Genomic DNA, 19979 nt, shown 5'->3' with positions numbered 1-19979 from the left:
TTCGGGAATCTGGGCGTAACCGGCGACGAGGCCGGACCGGGAGCGAGCAAAGGATCCAGCGATGGCACGCGCGGCGTGGAGTGACGACGAGGTCGAGGCGGTACGAGACCTGGCGAAGACCTTCTTCGAGAAGGAGGTTGTGCCCCATGAGGAGAAATTCGTCGCCCAAGGGCATCCCGATCGCGCGCTGTACAACCGGGCGGGCGAACTCGGCCTGCTGTGCCCGGCGATCCCCGCCGAATACGGAGGTGGCGGCGGGAACTTCGCCCACGAGGCCGCGATCATCGAGGAGCAGGCGCGCGCGGGCGACGGATCGATGGGCATTCCCGTGCACAGCTCGATCATCGCGCCCTACCTGTACGAATTCGGCTCCGAAGAACTCAAGCGGCGTGTACTGCCCAAGGCCGCGAGCGGCGAGATCGTGCTGTCCATCGGCATGACAGAGCCGGGAACCGGGTCGGACCTGCAGAACATCAAGACCCGCGCGGTGCGGGAGGGCGACGAGTACGTCATCACCGGCTCGAAGATCTTCATCACCAACGGCTGGCTCTGCGACGGCATCATCATCGCCGCCAAGACCGACCCGACCAAAGGCGCGGCCGGCGTCTCGCTGATCTTCGCCGAAGTCGGCGACGACACCCCCGGCTTCGAGCGCGGGCGCATCCTGAACAAGATCGGCGGCAAGGCCCAGGACACCGCCGAGCTTTTCTTCGACGGCCTGCGCGTGCCCGCCTCCAACCTGCTCGGCGGCGCCGAGGGGCAGGGCTTCTACCAGATGATGCGGATGCTCGCGCAGGAGCGCCTGGTCACCGCGATCATAGCGGTCGCCATGATGGAGAAGGCCGTGCAGCTCACCGTGGACTACACCAAGGGCCGCGAGGCGTTCGGCAAACCGCTGTTCGCCATGCAGAACACGAAGTTCGAACTCGCCGAGTGCGCGACCATCACCAAGGTCTCCCGCACCTTCCTCGACGACTGCATCGACAAGCACCTGCGCGGCGAACTCGATATTCCCAGCGCTGCCATGTCGAAGTACTGGCTGACCGATCAGCTCGGTATCGTGGTGGACCGCTGCCTGCAACTGTTCGGCGGCTACGGCTACATGACGGAGTATCCCATTTCCCAGCTCTACACCGGCGCTCGCGTGCTACGCATCCTCGCGGGCAGCAACGAGGTGATGAAGGATCTCATTGCCCGGTCTCTCTGACACCACGAGCGCGACCGCAGGCGGTGGCGCCGATCCGGCGTTACCGCGCCGCCGCAGGCTCGAACCCGACGAGCGGCGCGCGCAGATCCTCGCCTGTGCGATCGACATGTTCGGCGAACGTCCGTACGCGGCCGTCTCCACTGCCGAACTGGCGCAGCGGGCCGGTGTGGCCCGCGGCCTGATCAACCACTATTTCGGCAACAAGCGCGATCTCTACCTCGCGGTGGTACGGCGGATGGTGACGCTGCCCAAGCTCGACGACATGATCGTGCCCACCGGAACCTGGCGCGAGCGCGTCGAGGCGAGTGTGCGCTGGCTGCTGGACACCATCGCCGAGCACGGCAGCACCTGGGTGAAGGTGACCAGTCACGAGGGGGTCGGTGACGATCCGGAGGTGCAGCAGATCCTGGACGCGGCCGACGACGCGGCGGCCGAGCGTCTGCTGCTGATGGTGGGGCTGGCCCAGTCGGCACACGATGCCGAACTGCGCGCGATGGTGCGCGCCTACGGCGGGTTGGTCAAGGTGGCGGGCCGGGAATGGATCACCCGTGGCACGCTCACCCGTGAGCAGGTGCACGAGTTGCTGTGCGACATGTTGCTGACGCTGGTCACCGAGTCGCTGCCGAAGGTCGATCGCAGGCAGTGATGCCCGCGGGGTGCCGGGGCAAGGTGCGGCGTCCTCGAGCGAATTGCCCGCTCTTGCTGCCTACTGCCGGTGTTTCGGCCGCCGGACGTCACTTGGCCGGAAACGGATCCACCTCCGATGCGTCGCGGTCGGGCCGGGCGCTTACGGACCGGCACGCACCACGGCTGACGGGCTCGCCGAAGTCGCGGAGAGTTCGTTATCACGGCCCGATCACGAATATCGGATACTTCGGATCAACTTCTCGCCTCGCGCGTCCTATTCTGGGTCGGTATATCGGGGCGGGTCCGGACGAATCCGAGGTTCCTGCGCGGTGTGTTGGTGAAAGGACCTGGATGACACGGGCAGAACGGCGTGAAACGGATCGCTGGCCGCAGGCATCGGAAGACCGCTGGTCGGAGCCGGAGCCCGACGGCCCCTGGCCCGACGACGAGGACGAACGCTGGCCCGAGCAGCCGCCGAGCCGCCGCAGGACCGGACGACTACGCGTGGAGATTCCGCCGATCGTCAACCCGTACGCGATCGTCGCGCTGGTGGCGGCCCTGCTCGGGCTGTTCCCCGTGGCCATCGTGTTCGGATTCATCGCCTTCAGCCACCCGCGTGGCCGGGTCATGGCGATGTTCGCCCTGCTGCTCGGCGTAGCCGAGATCACCGCGGTGGCCGGATTCGTCCTGCTGACGAACAACTGGCTGCCCGACCTGACCAACCGCACAGCCGCGATCGAGCCGACACCTCTTGCCTCGGTACCCACGACCGTCGAACCTCGGGTGGTGACCACCACGACCGCCGCACCGAGCCCCGCCGTGACGACCACGCCGCCGGAAAGTCAGGAACCGGTCACGAAGGGCGCGCCCTGCACCGAGGCCCAGCTCGGAAAGATCGGCAGCGCCACCAACGGCGGCACCCTCATCTGTCTCACCACCGCGGGGGGCTATCAGTGGTCGGGCCCGCACACCGTGGCGACCGCGGTGCAGCAGGCCGGATCCAAATGCGACGCCGCGGGCGCCAAGACCGGCCGCACCGCCGACGGCCGAGCCTTGGTGTGCGAGGTCAGTGGCCGCGGCGGCGCGTGGGTGCTGTGGACCGAATAGCGGGCGCCGTTATTCGTGCTTTTTCGCGCGGCTGGGCTGCACCCGGGGTGGCTCGTTGGGCATCTTCGGGTACTGTGGCGGCCACGGCGCGTCCATGAGCCCGGCCGCCATGTCCCGGTCGGACATCTCCAATAACGGGGCGATGGACTGGGGCGCGCGGTCGGCCCACGGATCGCCTGTTTCGGCGTAGCGCGCGGGCACGGTCGCGATGGTCAACTCGTCGGGCACCACCGTATCCAGATCCGACCAGCTGATCGGCGTCGAGACCTGCGCGCCGACCTTCGGACGCACACACCAGGCGCCGAAAACCGTTTTGTGCGGCGCGTTCTGATTGAAATCGATGAATACCCGGTTTCCGCGTTCTTCTTTCCACCACTGCGCGGTGATGTCGTCCGGATAGCGGCGTTCCAATTCGCGGGCAAGCGCTACCGCGGCGGCCCGCACCTGATAACCGTCCCACTTCGGTTCCAGCGCGGAGTAGAGGTGTAAGCCGCGTGACCCGGAGGTCTTGATCCATGATTCGATGCCGAGTTCGGCGAGCAGGTCCCTCGTGCGGAAAGCGGCCTGTACGAGATCGGCGAAGGTGATGCCGGGGGAGGGATCGAGGTCGATGCGCAACTCGTCGGCGATGTCCAGATTGTCGGCGCGGTTGGGCCAGACGTGGAACCCCAGGCATCCCTGGTTCACCGCCCACAGGATATGGGCGAGATCGTGTGCGACGAGGGCGTCACTGGTGGTGCCGTTCGGCGTCGACACCTCGACGGTGCGCAGCCACTCCGGCGCGGATTTCGGCACCCGCTTCTGGAACCAGGATTTGCCCGACGCGCCGTCCGGATACCGCTCCAGCAGCAGCGGCCGCCCACCGACCACACTCAGGAACGGTTCGGCGATCGCCTGGTAGTAACGCACCAGATCGAGTTTCGTCTCGCCGCGCTTGGTGAAATAGACCTTGTCCGGATGGCTGATCGTGACGGTCCGGCCGTCGGTCTCGATGTCGACGGATTCGGTCATCGCGCCGCGCCTTCGCCGAACAGCGTGCTCAGTTCCGCGGGCGCGACTTCGTCGAGCTGCGCGTAGGTACACGATCGCGGGGTCCGGTCGGTGCGGAAGCGCACCAGCCTGCCGCCGTGGCGCAGCCTGCCCGACTGCACGTGCTCGTAGCGGACCTCGGCGACCAGTTCCGGCCGCAGCGCCTCCCAGGACAGATCCTTGCCTCCAGTCCAGCGGCTCACGCCGCCGGGCATCTTGCCCTCCGTCGCCGCCTGTGCCGCGGCATCGGCCCACTGCCGCCACGGGTGGTCCTCGAGCGCGTTCTTCCGCAGCGGCGCGAGCTCCTCGACCAGTTCCTTGCGCCGAGCGGCGGTGAAGCTGCTGGCCACGCCGACGTGGTGCAGGTGGCCCTCGTCGTCGAAGAGCCCGAGCAGCAGCGAACCGACGCCGACGCCGTCCTTGTGCCAGCGGAAGCCCGCCACCACGCAGTCGGCCGTGCGCTCGTGCTTGATCTTCAGCATGACCCGCTTGTCCTGGAGATAGGCCAGGTCATCGGACTTGACCATCACGCCGTCGAATCCGGCGCCCTCGAAACGGGTGAACCAGTCCTGGGCCACGTCGGGGTCATGGGTGATCGGGGTGAGGTGGACGCGAGCGAGCGCGGTGTCCAGGATCGTCTCCAGCAGGCGCCTGCGTTCGGTGAACGGCTTGCCGGTCAGATCCTCGTCGCCGAGCGCGAGCAGGTCGAAGGCCACGAAACTGGCCGGTGTCTCCGCGGCCAGCTTGGCGACCCGGGACGCGGCCGGGTGCAGGCGGTTCTGCAAAGTGTCGAAATCCAGACCCTGCTCGGTGACCACCACGATCTCGCCGTCCACCACGCAGCGCTGTGGCAACGCCTGCTTCAGCAGCTCGGCGACCTCGGGAAAGTACCTGGTCAGCGGCCGGTCGTTGCGGGAGCCGAGTTCCACCTCGGCGCCGTCGCGGAACACGACGCAGCGGAAGCCGTCCCATTTGGGCTCGTAACTCAGGCCCGGCTCGCGCGGCACCACGGGCGCGGATTTGGCCAGCATCGGCCGTACTGGTGGCATCACCGGTAGGTCCACGCGATCCTCCTCGGGTTCGATCCTCACCCATACCGACGGCGCGCGCCGAGCGAACTCATCGGTCTGTGGTCGCGGCCTCGGCTCGATCGTAGGCGGCCACCCCGACACCGAACGTGGACTTCGCCGGTCAGCTCTCCAGCCAGCCGTGCTGGTCGGCGAAGGCGGTGAGCCGGTCGCGGATGGTGAGGATCTCGCCCGCGGTGAGCGCGGGGCTCGCGTCCAGGAGCAGCTCGGTGATCAGGCGTTTGTGCTCGGCGACAGTGAGCTGTCCCGAAGTCGGCCGATCCTTACCCTTGTGCCGGACAGGTGGCGCCGGGGCTGCGCCGACCACGTTGAGGTTGACCGCCTTGGGTCCGCGGTCGCCCTCGGTCACCTCGAATTCGAACACCCGCCCCTGCCGCAACTCGTCTTCGTCCAGACCGATGTCGTTGACGTGGACGAACACGTCGGGTCCACCGTCCTCCGGCCGAATGAATCCGAATCCCCGAGAGCTGTCGAACGACACCAATTTCCCGATGGACACCAACACCCGCTCCTCGTCGCCGTCGCTACTGGGCAACTTTAACCCGCCTTTTCGCCGTCGTCGGAGGAAAGCGCCTTTTGCAACGAATGGAAAACGGTCAGTCCCTGACCGACCATTCCGTTCACCAGTTCGCCCACCCCTTCCGGTCCGTTGAGGACGGTGAGATGCGCGTTCGCCAACCCGTTCGACGCCTGCTTCACGATTTCCGGAAGTTGTTCGATCAACATCTGGTCCAGCGCGATCCGGTTGTTCGACGCGGCGGCAGCGGCCTGGATGCGGGTGCGGTCGGCTTCGGCCTCGGCCAGGATGCGCACCCTATCCGCTTCGGCCAGAGCAGGTTTCACGACCTCGGCCTGCAACTGCTGCTCGCGCAACTCGGCCTCCTTGCGCGCCTGCTCGGCCTGTGCGGTGAGCACCTCCTGCAACGCCAGCGCCTCGGCGAGCGGACCCGCCTGCGCCGCCTCCGCGTTGGCCTTGTCGATATCGCGCTGGTATTGCGCGCGCAGGATCGCCGTCTCGCGCTGATATTCCGCCTGCCTGCGCTGGGATTCCTGCTCGGCCTGGGCCGCGGCCTGCGCGGCATGCGATTGCGCGATCTGCGCGTCGCGCTGCACGGCGGCATTGTGCGGCGCGGCGAGCGCGGCGATGTAGCCGAGGTTGCCGTCGTCGATGGACTGGATCTGGAACGAATCGACCCACAGACCGATATTGCTCATCTCGACTTTCGAGGCGACCAGCACCTCGTCGGCCAGTCTCTGACGCTCCCGGATGATCTCCTCGACCGTCATCGAGCCCACGATCGAACGCAGGTGCCCGGAGAAGATCCGCCCGGTCAGCACCGACATCTCCCGCTCCTGCTCGGAGAGGAACCGCTGCGCGGCGTTCACGATGGACTGGGTGTCGTTGGCCACCTTGAACGCGATCACCGCGCGAACGTCGAGCTGGATCGCCTGCTTGGTGACGCAGCGCTCCTTGATCTCGGACTCGAACATCGCCAGTGACAGATAGCGCACCTTGCGAAACAGCGGGATCACCCAGGCGCCACGCCCGATGATCACTTCGAACGGCGCGTTGTCGCGGCTCTTGGCGCCACTGACCAGCATCGCCTCGTCCGGGTCCGGCACGTGGTAACCCAGCACGTCTTTTCTCCCTTGCTAATTCAAGTCTGCTGCGGCCGATCCGGGTCGAGCGGAATCCACGGGACGACGTCGACGACGCGCCCCGGATGGACCGCGATGACCAGCACGGCCGCGCCGGCCGAGATCGGTTCGGTGGCCTGCGCGATGTACAGCTCGGTGCCCCCTCGAATCGCCACCAGGACCTCGCCCAGCATCCCGGCGCCCCGGATCGGCGATGTGAGCCTACCCGTCAAACCCACCACCGGGTCGGTCATCCCACGATCTCCTTTTTCGCCTCTCGGATCGCCACCCTACGTCTCGCACAGCGCCTTTCGATATCGACGGGTCCGACGGTGGGGCGGAATGGAGGCGGTGGCGCAGGTATGTTTCTTGCATGGGAGGACGGCTAGCGCTGGTGGTGGGGTCGGAATGCGCGGCGCTGGGAGAATTGGGTTTCACCGAAGAACTCGCCAACGGCCTGTACGGGAGCCTGACCGAGACCGGCGGCTGGCGATCGGCGATCGAACTCGACGGCCCGGTCCTGAATCCGACCGCGGCGCAGATGTTCGCCGCGGTCGACACGGCCTTCGCGGCGGCATCGGAGCAGCAGGCCACGCTGCTGCTCGGCTTCATCGGGCACGGAGTGGCCACGACCGCCGAGGACTTCTACTTGCTCGGCCACGATTCCCCCGGCGATCCGAACTCGCACAACGCTTTCCACCTGACCCAGGCGATCAGGGAGCGGCTCGACCGCGCCGCCCTCGACGGGCTGGTGATGCTCGTCGACGCCTGCGAGGCGGGTCAGGGTGTGCAGGGCGCCGCCCGCCGGTGGACCGATCTCCTGGCGCAGTCGGGCGGCCGGATGGAGCTGCTGGTCGCCTCAGGCGACGGGCCGGCGTATTCCGGGTGCTTCACCCGCACCATGCTCGCCACCTTCGGCCTCGGCCTGCCGCTGCGCGGGGAGAATCTGCTGCCCTCGGACCTGGTCGATCCGATCGCCGTGCAGTGCACGTATCAACAGCCGCAACATCTTTCCTTCAGTTCCGGCGCGGTATCCACGACACAGGGCGTCGACCCGGGACTGTGGCTGGTGCCGAACACCGCGCGTCATCGCGACGCGGTGAGCGGACGTTCTGCGGCCGGGTTCGTCGACCAGCTGACCCGGCGTCTGCTGCTGACGCCCGATGTGCGCGAGCGGCTCGACGCGATCGTCGACGCGGGCAGCCACCGGCTGCGGGCCGTGCTGGGGCCCGCGGGTGTCGGCAAGTCCACGCTGCTGGCGATGCTGATCCGTCCCAGCCTGGTCGACGGACTCGCCGTCACCCCCGACTACATCACCGCCGCGGTTTTCCTGACGGTCAACAGCTCCGTGGAATCGGTCGCCGCCGAACTGGCCGTGCAACTCGACGCCCGCCTGCCCGGCTTCCGGGAGGCGGCGCGAGCGGCACGGGCGCATCGGCCCCGAGACGAGTCCGACATCTTCGACATCCTGGTCCGCCGCCCGCTGGCCCGCCTGTCCACCGCGGGCCGCAGGGTCACCTTGGTGTTCGACGGCCTGAACCAACCGCAGGAGGGGACCAGGCGGCTGCTGGTGGCCGCGATCGTCGATCTGACCGAGCGCGAGGATCTGCGGCACGTGCGGGTGATCGTCGGCATCCGGCCAGGGACCGGTGTCGAGGACGATCCGAAGCTGGCGCACATGTACCGGATCGAAATCGCCGAACCGGCTGCCGACGACATCGCCGCCGTGGTGGACTCCGCGCGCGGGACGGCCCCGCTCGGCCCCGTCGACTGGATCGGCTGGATCCAGCGGCTGCTGGCCGAGACGCCGACCGACGCGAGCGGTTCGCGGGTGGTCTCCGGCGGCTGGCTGGTGGCGCGCATCCTGCTGGAGGTCGCGTCGAGGTTGACCGACGGGGCGGTCGCCTCCGGAATCGGTTTGGACCGGGTCATCGCACTGCGGGTCGAGACGGCGCTGCGCGGGGTCGATCCCGAGACCGCGAGTGCGACGGCGGCTCTGCTCGGAGTGCTGGTGGCGGCGGGGGTCGGCCCCGTGCTGCCGCTGGAGTTGCTGGACGCGGCGTTGTCGTCGCTCGGCGTCGACCTCAGTGCGGCCCGGATCCGCGACGTCGCCGTGAATCTCGGCGCGTTGGTCACCCGCAGCCATCCAGGCACCGTCCGCGAGTCGCTCGGTGTGAGCCATAGCGCGTTCCTGCCCGCGCTGGGCGCGGAATGCGATCGTCTCGGGGTGCGCCTCGTGGACGCGCACCGTGCCCTCGTCGCGGCGATCCAGGCCGACGACACCGACCGGGCCGCGGACTACGCCCGCGGCTCGGCCGTGCGCCACTGCCTGGCCTACGGCGCCTCCGCCTTGGCCGTCGACTTCCTGGTGAAGCTGGAGACCGGCAGGTCGGCCGACGATCGCGATCTGTGGGCCGCGTGGGTGCCCGATTTCGTCGGGACACTGGGGCCCGACCACCCCGATACCTTCACCACGCGCGAGCGGCGCGCCTATCACCTCGCCGAGAGCGGCGACCTGGTCGGCGCCGTCGCCGATTTCGAGCTGCTGCTCGAAGACCGGTTGCGGGTCTTCGGTCCCGACGATCCCGACACCTTGGACACCCGCGACCGGTTGGCCAGTTACCGCGCCCGCTGCGGTGATCACTCGGGCGCGGGCGAGGAGTTCGAGCGACTACTCACCGACCAGTTGCGACTGCTCGGTCCCGACCATCCCGAAACCCTGCGGACCAGGAATAATCTGGCGTCCAATCGCGGCGACATCGGCGATTTCGCCGGGGCCATCGCCCGATTCGAACGGCTGCGTGCCGATCGCGCCCGCGTGCAGGGGGCCGACCACCCGGATACTTTGCGCACCCGCAACAGCCTGGCGTACTGGCGTGCAGACAGCGGCGATCTGCTCGGCGCCCGCGCCGAGTTCGAACAACTGGTGGCCGACTATCTCCGCGTCTTCGGCGCCGACGATCCCGACACACTCGGCGCGCGCAACAACCTCGCGGCGTTTCGCGCTCGTAGCGGTGACCTGGCCGGGGCGGGCACTGAATTCACCCGCTTACTCGACGATCGCTTGCGGGTACTCGGCCCGGACCATCCCGACACTCTGCTCACCCGCGGTCGGCTGGCCACCTACCGCGCCGACAGCGGCGATCTCGCGGGCGCGATCACCGACTTGGAGAAACTGCTCGCCGACCGGTTGCGCGTACTCGGATCCGATCACCCGGACACCTTCGACACCCGCCACGATCTCGTGTGCTGCCGCGCTCGTCACGGCGACCTCGCCCGCGCCATCGCGGAGCTGGAGGTCCTGCTGGTCGCGGAGTTGCGCGCTCTGGGCCCCAATCACGCCCACACCATCCGGACCAGGAACACCCTGGCGTACTGGCGGGGCCAGTACGTGGACTGACGGTGGCCTCGGCCGTGCGGTCAGGAACGGTAGAGCGAGCGGTACACGGTGAGGGTCGCCACGCAGTGCTCGATGATCTGCTCGCGGGTGGCGCGCAGCGAGCCGTTCAGCCACGCCGAGAACATGCCCGCGTTCCCGCTGGCCATGGTCACGGCCGCCAGCCTGCGCTTGACCGGGTCCTCGATGTGACCGAACAGATGGTCCTGCATGATCCGGGTGAAGACCGGCATCACCGCGAAGGTGGTCTGCCCGAGCCCGGTGCTGGAATACGGCTCGACCAGGAACAGCCGTGATTTGCGCGGGTCGGCGAGCACCTTGTCGACCAGGATCTCCGATAGGGCGCGATCGCGGGACGGGTCGTCGGTGGCGGCGAAGGCCGTCATCGGCTCCAGGAACTCGTCGGCGACCTGACGGTAGAGCACGTCCAGCAACTCGTCGCGGCCGGCGAAGCTCTCGTAGAAGTAGCGGTCGGTGAGGTTGGCCTTGCGGCACACCGCACGCATGGTGACGCCACTCGCACCCGACTCGCCGATCAGATCGAGCGCCGCCTCCAGCAGCGCCGTCCGTCGCGTCTCCCTGCGCTCGGTAAGCGTCGTCCCACCCCAGATCCGCGGGCTCCCGTCGTCGTCTGATTCCTGACCTGTCTGCACGGCCCAACGATAATGCCTGGCGGCGTACCTCGACGCCGCGCTCACCCGCCACGGCCTGCGGCGTCTTGCCGAAACGGATCCCGTGCCGTCACAGAGTGGTAACTGTCGGTTTACTCGGTCTGGTTACCGACCCTGGGTCTCTCGGTGGTTCGGTAGTGGAGGGTAATGGCGCGTGAACAACTCCGCTGCGGTGATCATGTCCGATGCGCTCGGCGACGGACGCGGGCGTACGGCGGTGCACGGGGCGAGACCAGCGGTTCGGCACCTCCCGCCGCCGTGGCGCCCGCTGCCGCTCGCACGCGGGCCACGTCCGGCGCACATCCCCCTCGCCCCGGCGCAGGAACGGATGTGGCACGCCGCGCGGGCCGGAAACTCGAGTGACTGGAATGTGGCTCGAGCGGTCCGCCTGTCCGGGCCCCCGCTGTCGCCGGAGGCGCTCGTCGCCGCGATCGGCGATGTCGTCGCCGGACACGAACCGCTGCGCACCTGCTATCCGAAGACCGCCTCGGGCCCTGCCCAGGTGATCGTTCCGGTGCACGAGGCCAGGCCGAAGGCCGAGGTCGTCGCGGCCACCGGAACCGAATTGCGGCAGCGCATCGCGGATTTCGCCGCGGGCGAGTTCGATCTGGCGACCGACCTGCCGTTGCGCGCCCGGCTGTTCGCCCTCGGTCCGCACGACCTCGTAGTGGTGCTGGTGGTCCACCACATCTCGATCGACGGACGCTCGGTGGGGCCGCTGCTGCGCGATCTCGGCACGGCATACCTCGCCAGGCAGGCCGGGGCCGCGCCGGACTGGGCGCCCCTGCCGATCGACTACGCCGACTACACCTTGGGGAAACACGCCCAGCTCGGCGACTACTCCGACGAATGGAGCCGCGCCACCCAGCAGTTGCGTTACTGGGCGAACACACTGGCCGGTCGGCCCGCGGTGCTCGAATTCCCCTGTGCTCGTCCACGTCCGGTCCGCCGCGCCGGGGCGGCAGGCGCCGGGGCGGTCGTGCCGGTAGCGTTCGGCGCCGGCGTGCACCGCGCGCTGCTCGATCGGGCGTGCGCCGCCCGGGCCAGTCTGTTCATGGTGTTGCAGACCGCTTTCGCGGTGGCGGTCGGCGCGTTCTCCGACAGCGCCGACGTCACCACATTGTTCGCGCAGGACACGGCGGTCGCCTTCGTCGAACTGGTCACCGCTACCGTCGAACTGCTCGCCACCGGCTACCGCGGACCGATCGCCCCGTTGCTGTCCGGCTTCCCCGCCGGGCAGCGGTGACGGCCGCCTCGAATCCCCGGAGGGTCAGCCTCGTTCCAGAGGCAGGCCCGCATCGCGCCAGGCGACCACGCCACCGGCCAAGCCGGCGGCGTCGTATCCGGCCTGCCGGGCGCGTGCGGCGAAGCGCACCGACAGCTCGCCGACCGGGCAGACGAAGACGACAGGACGCGATCGCGGGAACGGGATGCCGTGACCGAACATCTCGTCGAGTTGGTCGTCGCGAATGTTCACCGCGCCCGGCACGTGCCCGATGCGGTAGGCCATGGCGCCCCGGCTGTCCACGATGGTCGGACGCGCGGTCCGGTCCAGTTCGGCGAGCTGCTCGGGCGACAGGCGCGGTACCGCGGCCAGCTCGGCCGCGGTCGGCTCGGCTGAGCGTCCGGCGCGGCCGAACAGTTCCGGCCTTCGCTTCTTGATGTAGGACAGGTAGGGCTCGAGCCGGTCGCACACGATGAACACCGCGACGATCGGGTCTTGCGGATCGGTCGCCGAGAGATCGAGCGCGCCGAGCGTTTCCAGCGCGGCGGCGTACCCCGCGCCGCTGGTCGGCCCGGCCAGGACGCCGTAGCCGGTCGCCAGGCGCAGCGTCGCGTCCACGGCGTCGCCCGCCGACACGGTGACGATCCGGTCGTAGAAATCAGGCTGGAACAGCCCGACATCCCACATCTCGGTCTCCGACCGAATGCCGGGAATGAAGTCGGACCGTTCGGAAACCACGGCGACAGTGCGTAATTCGGGGTTGTACTTACGCAGATAGGTGGCGGTTCCTCGGGTGGACCCGGTGGTACCGAGCCCGCCGATCAGATAATCGATCCTGGTGATGCCATCGGCCGCCAGGTCCTCATGGATCTCCCGTCCGGTGCCGTGGTGGTGGGCCTCGATGTTCTTCTCGTTGGTGTACTGCGACAGATGCCGATACGCGCCGGGGTGCTGCGCCATGGTCGCCTCGATCACCGAGTAGACGTCGTTCGGCGTGGTCGGGTCCGGGCACTCCGACAGCCCGGGCAGTTCCACGATCTCCGTCCCGAGCAGCTGCAGCAGGTCACGGACCTCGGCCACCTTGATCCGGTTGGTCACCGCGCGCAGGTCGATGCTGTACATCGAGCCGAGGACGCGCAGCGCCTTGGCCGTGTTCCCGCTGGATGCCTCGATGAGCGTCCGAGCGCCGGCCCGGATCTCCGCCAGGTCGTCGCGCAGCATCCCCCAGGCCACCCGGTCCTTGACCGAGCCGAACGGGTTGTGCGACTCCAACTTCGCGTAGAGCTCTACGTTCGCCAGCCCGTGCACCGCGGGGTCGAGCCGCAGCAGTGGCGTGTTGCCGATGAGTTCGGTGATGTGCTCGTATCGCATCAGGGAGCCTCGACGGATCGGACCGGGCTGGTCGCAAGGTGGGCGGTATGCGGCGAGATATGGCGTGATCGCGGCGACTCGACGGGGAAATCCGGTTCGTACTCGGCGTCGCGGACGATCCGGAATCCGTCGGGCCCGTGGGTGACGGCGAGTTTCACGGGCAGCGGGTGCATCGATGCCCGCGCGGCCGACAGGTCCATGTGGTAGGCGGCGGTATTGGGGAACACCACCGCGTCGCCCGGCCGGGGCGTGGTGGGCAACCACACCTTGTGATTGGTGATGAGGTCTCGCTCCAGGCACAGACGTCCGGCGAAATAGACGCCGATCGGGCCTGTGCCGCCACCGCTTTCAGCGGTGGCGTGGGTGGGTGTGAGCCCGTCGCCCGCACGGGGCAGCAGGATGGGGTCGACCATGACCTCTTGGTCGGCGGGCGTCACGGAGTCGCGGCTGAGGTCGACGTGCACCAGCACGCTGCCGTCGGCGACCTCCTTGACGAACTCGACCGTGGCGACCGTGACGCCCGCGTGATCGACCAGCGCCTTGCCCGGCTCCAGCCACATCTCCAGCAGATTGTCGCCCGTCACCTGTGCCACCGTGCGCCCGCCGTGCCGCTCCAGCGGCGCGGCGAGAAGCTCCGCGAGCATGGTGTCGGCCGCGACGGTGTTGGCGTACTTGTGGAAAACCGGTGTGCCGTGCACGGCGCCGCCCGCGACGTGATAGCCGAAGGTGTTGCTGCCCCACGTCATCGACTCACCCCGGCCCAGCAGCGATTCCCGCAGGGCGAGCACGTAGGCGTCGAACCGCTCGGCATCGGCGGTGAACACTTGACGGAACCCGCCGCCGATGTCGAGCACCGACGGGGCGAGACCGCGATCGTAGGCTTGCTCGATCAAGCGCAGGCAGGCCTCGATCGCCCGCACCCGCTCGCCGAGCTCGCCCGAGTCGAGGTGGAAAGCGAAGCCGAGGAAGGCGATCCGCGCGCGCTGCGCAGCGAGCAGATCGAGGGCCTGTCCGACGTGCGCGAGCGGCATCCCGAACCGGCTCACCTGGCCCGGGCCGAAGCCGGAAACCCGCAGCAGCACGGGAATTCTCGGATGTCCGGGAGCCAGTTCCGCGATGCGGCCCAGTTCCCACGAGTTGTCCACGTTGACCGTCACCCCGCGGCCGACGAGGTCGTGGAGGAAGCTTTCGCCTTTCGGGCCGGTGACCTCGATGCGCGCCGCCGCGAATCCCGCCCCGAGGGCACTGGACAGTTCGTGCGGTGACGCGACGTCGATGGCGATGCCCTCGCGTTCGGCGGTGCGGACGAACGCCCGGGACTGGTTCACTTTGTGCGCGTAGCAGATCCGGTATCCGGGAAGGTGCCGCTCCAGGACTGTGCGCAGACGGAGCAGATTCTCCGAGTAGATCTGCGGGAACAGCAGATGCGCAGGCGACCCGAATCGTGTCAGCGCCTGCGCCGCGACGCCCGGCGTGTCGAGAAAAGCGCGGACCGTCGGATGCAGTTTCGCGGGCAGCGCCGGCGGCCACGGCGTCATACGGCGGCTTCCGACGGCTCGGTGGCCGAAGTCCGTGCCGCGCCGTCGGGACGCTGCGCGGCCGGATTGTAGCCGCCGTCCCGGATCGCCTCGAACGCGCGTGCCCGATTGCGCGGGCTCCGGAACTCGGCCACAACCCGTTTGCTGTCCAGGTCGATCTCGACCACGCGGATGTCCATCGATTCCAGCACTCCGCCGATCGTGCGAACGCAGTGCTTGCAGGTCATATCCGGCACGTAGAACACCTGGTCCTCGGCGGTGGCGGCGCGGTCGGCGGTCGTCTCGTCCAGTTCGGCGCGCACTTCGACCATCTCGCAGCGGCCGATGATCTCGGTGAACGTCGCGACGAACCGGCCGGCCAGCTGCGGGAGGATGCTGACGTGCCCGCTGTCGAGCTGCTGTGGGGTGGCCGCCAGGCAGGAAGGGTGGCTTCCGGTGGGCAGCAGGGCGTATTGCCGGGAGATCAGGTCCAGGTCGTCGTGATACTTGGCGATGGCCTCCGCGACCGTGCGGCCTTCGACGGTGGTGGCGCGCTCCATCACGGCGTGCGCGTCGGCGATGGTGGCGTCCTTCATCGCGCGCAGGGTCGCCACGGTCTCCGCGGTGTAGCGGACGGTTCCGTCGGGTTGTGCGACGAGCGTCACCGGGATCATGCCGCGCCGATAGGTCGAAGCCTGCAACTCCCAGAACCATCGAGTGGCCACCGCGGTGAAGATCCCGGAATCGCGAATCCCCGCGGCGAATTCGGCGGCATCCCGGTACGGGGTCTGGGCGGCCAGCAGCGCGTGCTGTGCCAGCACGCGCCCCGCCGCCTCGATGCCGACCCGGAAGATGTCGCGCGGATCGTGGTCGGTGGTCGTGCCCGCCAGCACGGCGTGTTCGCCCGGTCCGATCGCCGCGACCCGCGCGGCGAAACCGGGGTCGGTGTCCAGGTGGCGCCACAGCGCCAGGACGGTCTCACGCATCGCGATCGGTACCGAGGGGCCGAGACCGTCGGCGCGGAAGTGGCCGGTATTCGGGATGCCGTCGCTGTCGGTCCACGCGATCCGGTGCGTCGCGCTGGTCACCTGATCCGCGCGGCACGGCCGCATGAACCGCTCCAGATACAGCCGCTGCGAATAGGTGAGATGACTGTCCGTCTCGGGACGTAGTGCGGTACAGGTGAATTCGAACCGGCGTGGCGGGGGCACGGGAGCCGGTGCGGTGAACAACCCCGGTTGCGCCAACTCGGCAAGCACCCTGGACGCGGACCGCCGGTCGTAGCGGGGGATGTCGATACTCACGTGACCTCCTCGGCAATGGTTCGCACACACGCGACGAATCGGTCGATCTCGTCGGGAGTGTTGTAGATGTGCGTGCTGACTCGCACCGAGTCCGCGCCATCGGTCACGGCGGGGACGCAGTGCGCGCCGGTACGCACCAGAAAACCCAGCTCGCTCAACACGAAGCCCGCGTCGGCGGCCGAGATTCCGTCCAGGGTGAAGGAGACGATGCCGTAGCCGACTTCACACGCGGCGTGTGCCGGGCCGGGCAGGAACTCCAACCCGGGAACCGGGCGCAGGCCGTCGATCAGGCGCAGGGTCAGGGCTCGGTTGTGCGCGGCGATCACGCCCATGCCGAGTGATTCCAGCACCTCGAGCGCGCTGCCGAGGGCGAGGATGCCGGCAATGTTGGGGGTACCGCCTTCCAACAGCGCGGGCATCGGTCCCGAGTCCAGCCCGGCCGGGCCGGGCCGGGCACCGGAATTGCCGCCGGGCAGGAACGGCACCAACTGGTCGTGCACGCGTCGGCGGCAGTACAGGATTCCGGTGCCCGGTGCGCCGAACATCTTGTGCGCGGCGAAGATCGCGAAGTCCGCGCCGAGCGCTGTCACGTCGACCGGTAGGTGCCCGCCGCTCTGCGAGCAGTCGAAACACAGCAGGATGGCCGGATCGATGCGCCCCCGCACTTCCTCCAGGGTGCTGAGACCGCCGAAGACGTGGTGCAGATGCCCGGCCGTGATCAGCCTGGTGCGCGGCGTGATCTTGGCCAGGATGTCGTCGGTGTCCGCCTCACCGGCGCCGGTCACCCGGTAGGGGATCAGGTCGATGCGGCGTCCGAACCGGGCGAGCAGCCCGCGCAGGTGCTGCCAGGGGTACACGTTCGACGCGTGGTCGCTGGCGTTGTAGAGGATCTGGTCGCCGTCGGCGAGTGCGGTCAGGCCCCAGGACAGCGCGACAGCGTTGAGCGCGGCGGTGGCGCCGCCGGTGAAGACCACCTCGTCCAGGTGTTCCGCGCCGATGAAAGCGGCGGTCCGCTCCCGGACCCGGGCGATCCGGGCGGTCAGGCCGGTTGCCCAGGGATAGGTGCCGCGGCCGACGTTGGCCGTGCCGTTGCTGTGATAGCGGTTCATCACCTCGATCACCGGCAGCGGCTTCTGGGTGGTGGCTGCGCTGTCGAGGTAGACCTCGGAGGCCGCGGTGAGCGCCGGGAACATCGACCGGACCGTGGTAGGCGCGAACGGCGGCGTCTCCGGTAACCGGGTGGCCGCTTCGGCCCGCGTCACCGGCGATCTCGGGGCAGGGGACCGCAACGCGACGCTCCCTTCACCGGTAACCAGGACGTCACCCACGATACGCATTTTTGGTACGGACTTCGAAGTTTTCTCGCGGACAAGGGCTTTCACGACTAGCCTGGACGACATGCCTCTGACCCCCGAACAGCGTCAAGAGTTCCTGGCTCAGCCGCATGTGGCCGCGTTCTCGGTGGCCGCGGGTTCCGGTCGTGCCCCGCTCACCCTCCCGATCTGGTATCACTACAGCCCCGGTGGCGAGGCGTGGATCCTGACCGGCCCGGAGTCACGGAAGATGCGCTACATCCGGGAGGCCGGCCGGTTCGGTCTGATGGTTCAGCAGGTCGAACCCACGGTGCGGTATGTGAGTGTGGAGGGCCCGGTCACCCGGATCACCCCGATGACCGACGAGCAGCACCGCGAGATGGCGGCGCGGTACCTGCCCGCCGAATCGGTCGACGCCTATCTGAAGGCGGCCGAGGCCTACGGCGAGCAGGTCGCGGTCTTCCTGCGGCCGGAGCGCTGGCTCTCGGCCGACCTGGGGAACCCGAGCGAGTTCTAGTACCTGCCCTGCAGGTACTCGACGAGGTGTTCGCGTTCGGTCGCCAATTCGGAGATCGCGCTCTTCACCACGTCGCCGATGCTGACGATGCCGACCAGCCTGCCCTCGTGCACCACGGGCAGGTGCCGGATGCGGTGTTCGGTCATGGTGCGGCGCAGGCCGTCGACCCGGTCGTCGGGTGTGCAGGTGCGTACTTCGGAGGTCATGATCGCCGAGACCGGCGTGTCCAGCAGGGCCGCGCCGCGGGCGTGCAGACTGCGTACCACGTCGCGCTCGGAGACGATCCCCGCGATCGCGTCGCCGTCGGGAGAGACGACGACCGCACCGATGTTCCGTTCGGCCAGGGTGGCCAGCAGTCTGCGGACGGTCGTGTCGGGTGCGACCGTGGCCACGTCGCTGCCCTTCCTGCGCAGGATCTCCGAAATTCGCATGTTTCACCATCCAGACGTCGCGGCATTACCAGGATCGCAAGTTCGTAGTCCGGTGACCAGCACGAATCCATTACAGGCCACGGTTCGCCTCACGTCAGAGGCGGCGCGCGACGCTGCGGTCCAGGTCGCGGGCGAGCAGGGCGATCGCCGCCTGCGAGATGCCCGCCGAGGTCGCCAGATCGATCGAGGTCAACTGGGCGATGCGGCGCAGGCGGTAGTCGACGGTATTGGGATGCACGTACAGCTGGCGCGCGGTGAGCTGCCGGTTCATGTCGTTGCCGAGGTAGGCGCGCATGGTGTCGAACAGTTCGGGATGGGCGTCGAGCGGGTCGAGGATGGTCGCGATCCGCCGCGTCGCCGGGCCGCTGCGGGTGAGCTGATATTCCACTGCCAGATCGGACATCTGATAGAGGCCGGGCGGCCGGGCGCCGACGCGCACGAGATTGAGCAGCTCGTGCGCCTGATCGGCCGATTCGGGGATCTGCTCGGTATCGGTCGGGACGACGGTGGCGGTGAGCGCAACCTCGGCGGCGTCGGCCAGCAGCGCGAGTGTCGTCTCCGTGAGGACGGTATCGGTCTCGTCACCGAACGGGATGAGCAGTGTGCCGCCCTTGGCGCTGAGCAGGGCCAGCGCACGCGAGGCGAACACGGTGGCCAGCTCGGATTGCAGCCGCCGTAGCTTGCGGCGCGCGGCGACGTTGCCGTCGACGCGCGGATCGCGCTCGTCCGGATGCTCCGGAATCGACAGCGCGACAACCTGATAGGACTCCGCGATCGGAATGCCGGTCTGGCGCGCCAGAGCCGAACTGCCACGACCGCTGAGCAGCGCCGAGGCGAGCGTCTGTGTCGCCGTCTGATGTTCCTTTGCCACCAGGCGCTGTTCGTCGACGTAGGCGTCGGACACCGCCGCGGTGATCGCCTCCAGCAGCTCCAACAGCAGATCGGCGGCGACGAGCACCTCATCGACGTCGTCGGCCTCGGCTCGCGCGGTGACCAGGCCGAAGGCGATGCGCAGTCCCTCGTGGTAAGCGCGCAGGATAGTGCTCAGCGGCACGCCCTCGCGGGCCCAGCGGGCGGCCGTCGCGCGTACCGGGCCCAGCTGTCGCTCGTCCGGCACGGTACGCCGGTCGAACATCTCGGCGGCGAGGTTCAGGCAGCTGCGAGTGAGTTTCGTGACGTCGCCGCGTACATGTTCGCCGGGCAAGCTGCGGCACGGAGCCATGACGTTCTCTAGGTATCCGACCATGTGCGTGGCCACGCTGTCGGTGTTCTGCAAGGGCGCCGAAGCCGGTCGGCCGCCGATTTCCAGTACCGAGTCGGACGAGTCGGCGGACAGATCCAACGCGGAGTAGGTCATTACGAATTCGCTCCAAGTGCCACGCCAGGCGTGTGAGAAATCGCGCCCGAGTCGATCGATCACTATACGAAAGGGCCGTGGGCACCGGGAGTGATCTGTGAGATCGATTGGTTGCTCGTCGCATTACGCGATGCGGCGATCGTGACTCCGACGCTGGGCACGCCGCACGCCGCTCAGCGT

At 68.5% G+C, this 19979-nt stretch carries 18 protein-coding genes; 6 read left to right on the top strand and 12 right to left on the bottom strand.

Features of this window, described 5'->3' with window-relative positions:
- The first annotated feature begins 61 nt into the window (after positions 1 to 61).
- From GVY39_RS19050 to GVY39_RS19040, 3 genes are all read left to right on the top strand, one after another.
- Positions 62 to 1207, top strand: a complete 1146-nt coding sequence (locus GVY39_RS19050; RefSeq protein ID WP_159926440.1) for an acyl-CoA dehydrogenase family protein — start codon at positions 62 to 64, stop codon at positions 1205 to 1207.
- Positions 1191 to 1853, top strand: a complete 663-nt coding sequence (locus GVY39_RS19045) for a TetR/AcrR family transcriptional regulator (protein ID WP_159926442.1) — start codon at positions 1191 to 1193, stop codon at positions 1851 to 1853. The genes GVY39_RS19050 and GVY39_RS19045 overlap by 17 nt, the downstream gene beginning before the upstream one ends.
- A gap of 332 nt (positions 1854 to 2185) precedes the next feature.
- Positions 2186 to 2941, top strand: coding sequence for a DUF4190 domain-containing protein (locus tag GVY39_RS19040; RefSeq protein ID WP_159926444.1), 756 nt, complete (start codon positions 2186 to 2188; stop codon positions 2939 to 2941).
- 9 nt (positions 2942 to 2950) lie between these two features.
- Here the strand turns inward: GVY39_RS19040 and ligD are convergent, their stop codons facing one another.
- The 5 genes from ligD to GVY39_RS19015 all read right to left on the bottom strand — a co-directional run bounded on the left by ligD (position 2951) and on the right by GVY39_RS19015 (position 6950).
- Positions 2951 to 3952: a non-homologous end-joining DNA ligase gene (gene ligD / locus GVY39_RS19035; protein ID WP_159926446.1), complete on the bottom strand. Its 1002-nt coding sequence runs from the start codon at positions 3950 to 3952 to the stop codon at positions 2951 to 2953.
- A complete protein-coding gene (locus GVY39_RS19030; protein WP_195071457.1) occupies positions 3949 to 5034 on the bottom strand; it encodes an ATP-dependent DNA ligase in 1086 nt (361 codons plus the stop codon). Before GVY39_RS19030 ends, ligD begins: the two co-directional genes overlap by 4 nt.
- Positions 5035 to 5161: 127 nt before the next feature.
- Positions 5162 to 5593, bottom strand: a complete 432-nt coding sequence (locus GVY39_RS19025; RefSeq protein WP_321209937.1) for a cold shock domain-containing protein — start codon at positions 5591 to 5593, stop codon at positions 5162 to 5164.
- A 2-nt stretch (positions 5594 to 5595) separates the two neighbouring features.
- Positions 5596 to 6696 carry a flotillin family protein gene (locus tag GVY39_RS19020; protein ID WP_159926448.1) on the bottom strand — a complete coding sequence of 367 codons (1101 nt, stop codon included), beginning with the start codon at positions 6694 to 6696 and terminating at the stop codon, positions 5596 to 5598.
- A gap of 20 nt (positions 6697 to 6716) precedes the next feature.
- Positions 6717 to 6950, bottom strand: coding sequence for a hypothetical protein (locus tag GVY39_RS19015; protein WP_159926450.1), 234 nt, complete (start codon positions 6948 to 6950; stop codon positions 6717 to 6719).
- Between the two features lie 119 nt (positions 6951 to 7069).
- Here GVY39_RS19015 and GVY39_RS19010 point away from each other — a divergent pair, with 119 nt between their 5' ends.
- Positions 7070 to 10096, top strand: coding sequence for a tetratricopeptide repeat protein (locus tag GVY39_RS19010; RefSeq protein ID WP_159926452.1), 3027 nt, complete (start codon positions 7070 to 7072; stop codon positions 10094 to 10096).
- A 20-nt stretch (positions 10097 to 10116) separates the two neighbouring features.
- Here GVY39_RS19010 and GVY39_RS19005 read toward each other — a convergent pair whose 3' ends face one another.
- Positions 10117 to 10746 carry a TetR/AcrR family transcriptional regulator gene (locus tag GVY39_RS19005; protein ID WP_159926454.1) on the bottom strand — a complete coding sequence of 210 codons (630 nt, stop codon included), beginning with the start codon at positions 10744 to 10746 and terminating at the stop codon, positions 10117 to 10119.
- A 172-nt stretch (positions 10747 to 10918) separates the two neighbouring features.
- On the opposite strand from GVY39_RS19005, the gene GVY39_RS19000 reads away from it, so the two are divergent.
- Positions 10919 to 12010, top strand: coding sequence for a condensation domain-containing protein (locus GVY39_RS19000; protein ID WP_236565537.1), 1092 nt, complete (start codon positions 10919 to 10921; stop codon positions 12008 to 12010).
- A 24-nt stretch (positions 12011 to 12034) separates the two neighbouring features.
- On the opposite strand, the gene GVY39_RS18995 is transcribed toward GVY39_RS19000, so the two are convergent.
- The 4 genes from GVY39_RS18995 to GVY39_RS18980 are packed head-to-tail and all read right to left on the bottom strand — an operon-like array spanning position 12035 to position 17509.
- The gene (locus GVY39_RS18995) at positions 12035 to 13360 is read right to left on the bottom strand and encodes a pyridoxal-phosphate dependent enzyme (RefSeq protein WP_159926456.1); all 1326 of its coding nucleotides are present in this window, start codon (positions 13358 to 13360) and stop codon (positions 12035 to 12037) included.
- On the bottom strand, positions 13360 to 14898 hold the full coding sequence (locus tag GVY39_RS18990; protein ID WP_159926458.1) for a decarboxylase: 1539 nt from the start codon (positions 14896 to 14898) through the stop codon (positions 13360 to 13362). Before GVY39_RS18990 ends, GVY39_RS18995 begins: the two co-directional genes overlap by 1 nt.
- On the bottom strand, positions 14895 to 16181 hold the full coding sequence (locus tag GVY39_RS18985) for a heavy-metal-associated domain-containing protein (RefSeq protein WP_159926460.1): 1287 nt from the start codon (positions 16179 to 16181) through the stop codon (positions 14895 to 14897). Before GVY39_RS18985 ends, GVY39_RS18990 begins: the two co-directional genes overlap by 4 nt.
- Positions 16178 to 17509 carry an aminotransferase class V-fold PLP-dependent enzyme gene (locus GVY39_RS18980; RefSeq protein WP_236565538.1) on the bottom strand — a complete coding sequence of 444 codons (1332 nt, stop codon included), beginning with the start codon at positions 17507 to 17509 and terminating at the stop codon, positions 16178 to 16180. The genes GVY39_RS18985 and GVY39_RS18980 overlap by 4 nt, the downstream gene beginning before the upstream one ends.
- Positions 17510 to 17579: 70 nt before the next feature.
- Between GVY39_RS18980 and GVY39_RS18975 the strand changes: the two genes are divergently transcribed.
- On the top strand, positions 17580 to 18011 hold the full coding sequence (locus GVY39_RS18975; RefSeq protein WP_159926462.1) for a pyridoxamine 5'-phosphate oxidase family protein: 432 nt from the start codon (positions 17580 to 17582) through the stop codon (positions 18009 to 18011).
- Here the strand turns inward: GVY39_RS18975 and GVY39_RS18970 are convergent.
- Together GVY39_RS18970 and GVY39_RS18965 are read right to left on the bottom strand one after the other, a co-directional pair.
- Positions 18008 to 18442 (bottom strand): CBS domain-containing protein, encoded by a 435-nt coding sequence (locus tag GVY39_RS18970; protein ID WP_159926464.1) that lies wholly within the window; start codon positions 18440 to 18442, stop codon positions 18008 to 18010. The genes GVY39_RS18975 and GVY39_RS18970 overlap by 4 nt on opposite strands.
- A 94-nt stretch (positions 18443 to 18536) precedes the next feature.
- Positions 18537 to 19799, bottom strand: a complete 1263-nt coding sequence (locus GVY39_RS18965; RefSeq protein WP_159926466.1) for a CdaR family transcriptional regulator — start codon at positions 19797 to 19799, stop codon at positions 18537 to 18539.
- Positions 19800 to 19979 lie beyond the last annotated feature (180 nt).

This window comes from Nocardia sp. CY15, from assembly GCF_009829295.1.
Lineage (GTDB): Bacteria > Actinomycetota > Actinomycetes > Mycobacteriales > Mycobacteriaceae > Nocardia > Nocardia sputi.
Note: the sequence above shows the minus strand (reverse complement) of the source record. Positions and strands in the feature narration are given on the sequence as shown.

Excerpts from the sequence above, each read along its gene's own strand:
- ligD (WP_159926446.1), bottom strand. The coding sequence starts at position 3,952 with ATGACCGAATCCGTCGACATCGAGACCGACGGCCGGACCGTCACGATC.
- GVY39_RS18970 (WP_159926464.1), bottom strand. The coding sequence starts at position 18,442 with ATGCGAATTTCGGAGATCCTGCGCAGGAAGGGCAGCGACGTGGCCACG.
- GVY39_RS18965 (WP_159926466.1), bottom strand. The coding sequence starts at position 19,799 with ATGACCTACTCCGCGTTGGATCTGTCCGCCGACTCGTCCGACTCGGTA.
- GVY39_RS18975 (WP_159926462.1), top strand. The coding sequence starts at position 17,580 with ATGCCTCTGACCCCCGAACAGCGTCAAGAGTTCCTGGCTCAGCCGCAT.
- GVY39_RS18990 (WP_159926458.1), bottom strand. The coding sequence starts at position 14,898 with ATGACGCCGTGGCCGCCGGCGCTGCCCGCGAAACTGCATCCGACGGTC.
- GVY39_RS19050 (WP_159926440.1), top strand. The coding sequence starts at position 62 with ATGGCACGCGCGGCGTGGAGTGACGACGAGGTCGAGGCGGTACGAGAC.
- GVY39_RS19010 (WP_159926452.1), top strand. The coding sequence starts at position 7,070 with ATGGGAGGACGGCTAGCGCTGGTGGTGGGGTCGGAATGCGCGGCGCTG.
- GVY39_RS18995 (WP_159926456.1), bottom strand. The coding sequence starts at position 13,360 with ATGCGATACGAGCACATCACCGAACTCATCGGCAACACGCCACTGCTG.
- GVY39_RS19015 (WP_159926450.1), bottom strand. The coding sequence starts at position 6,950 with ATGACCGACCCGGTGGTGGGTTTGACGGGTAGGCTCACATCGCCGATC.
- GVY39_RS19040 (WP_159926444.1), top strand. The coding sequence starts at position 2,186 with ATGACACGGGCAGAACGGCGTGAAACGGATCGCTGGCCGCAGGCATCG.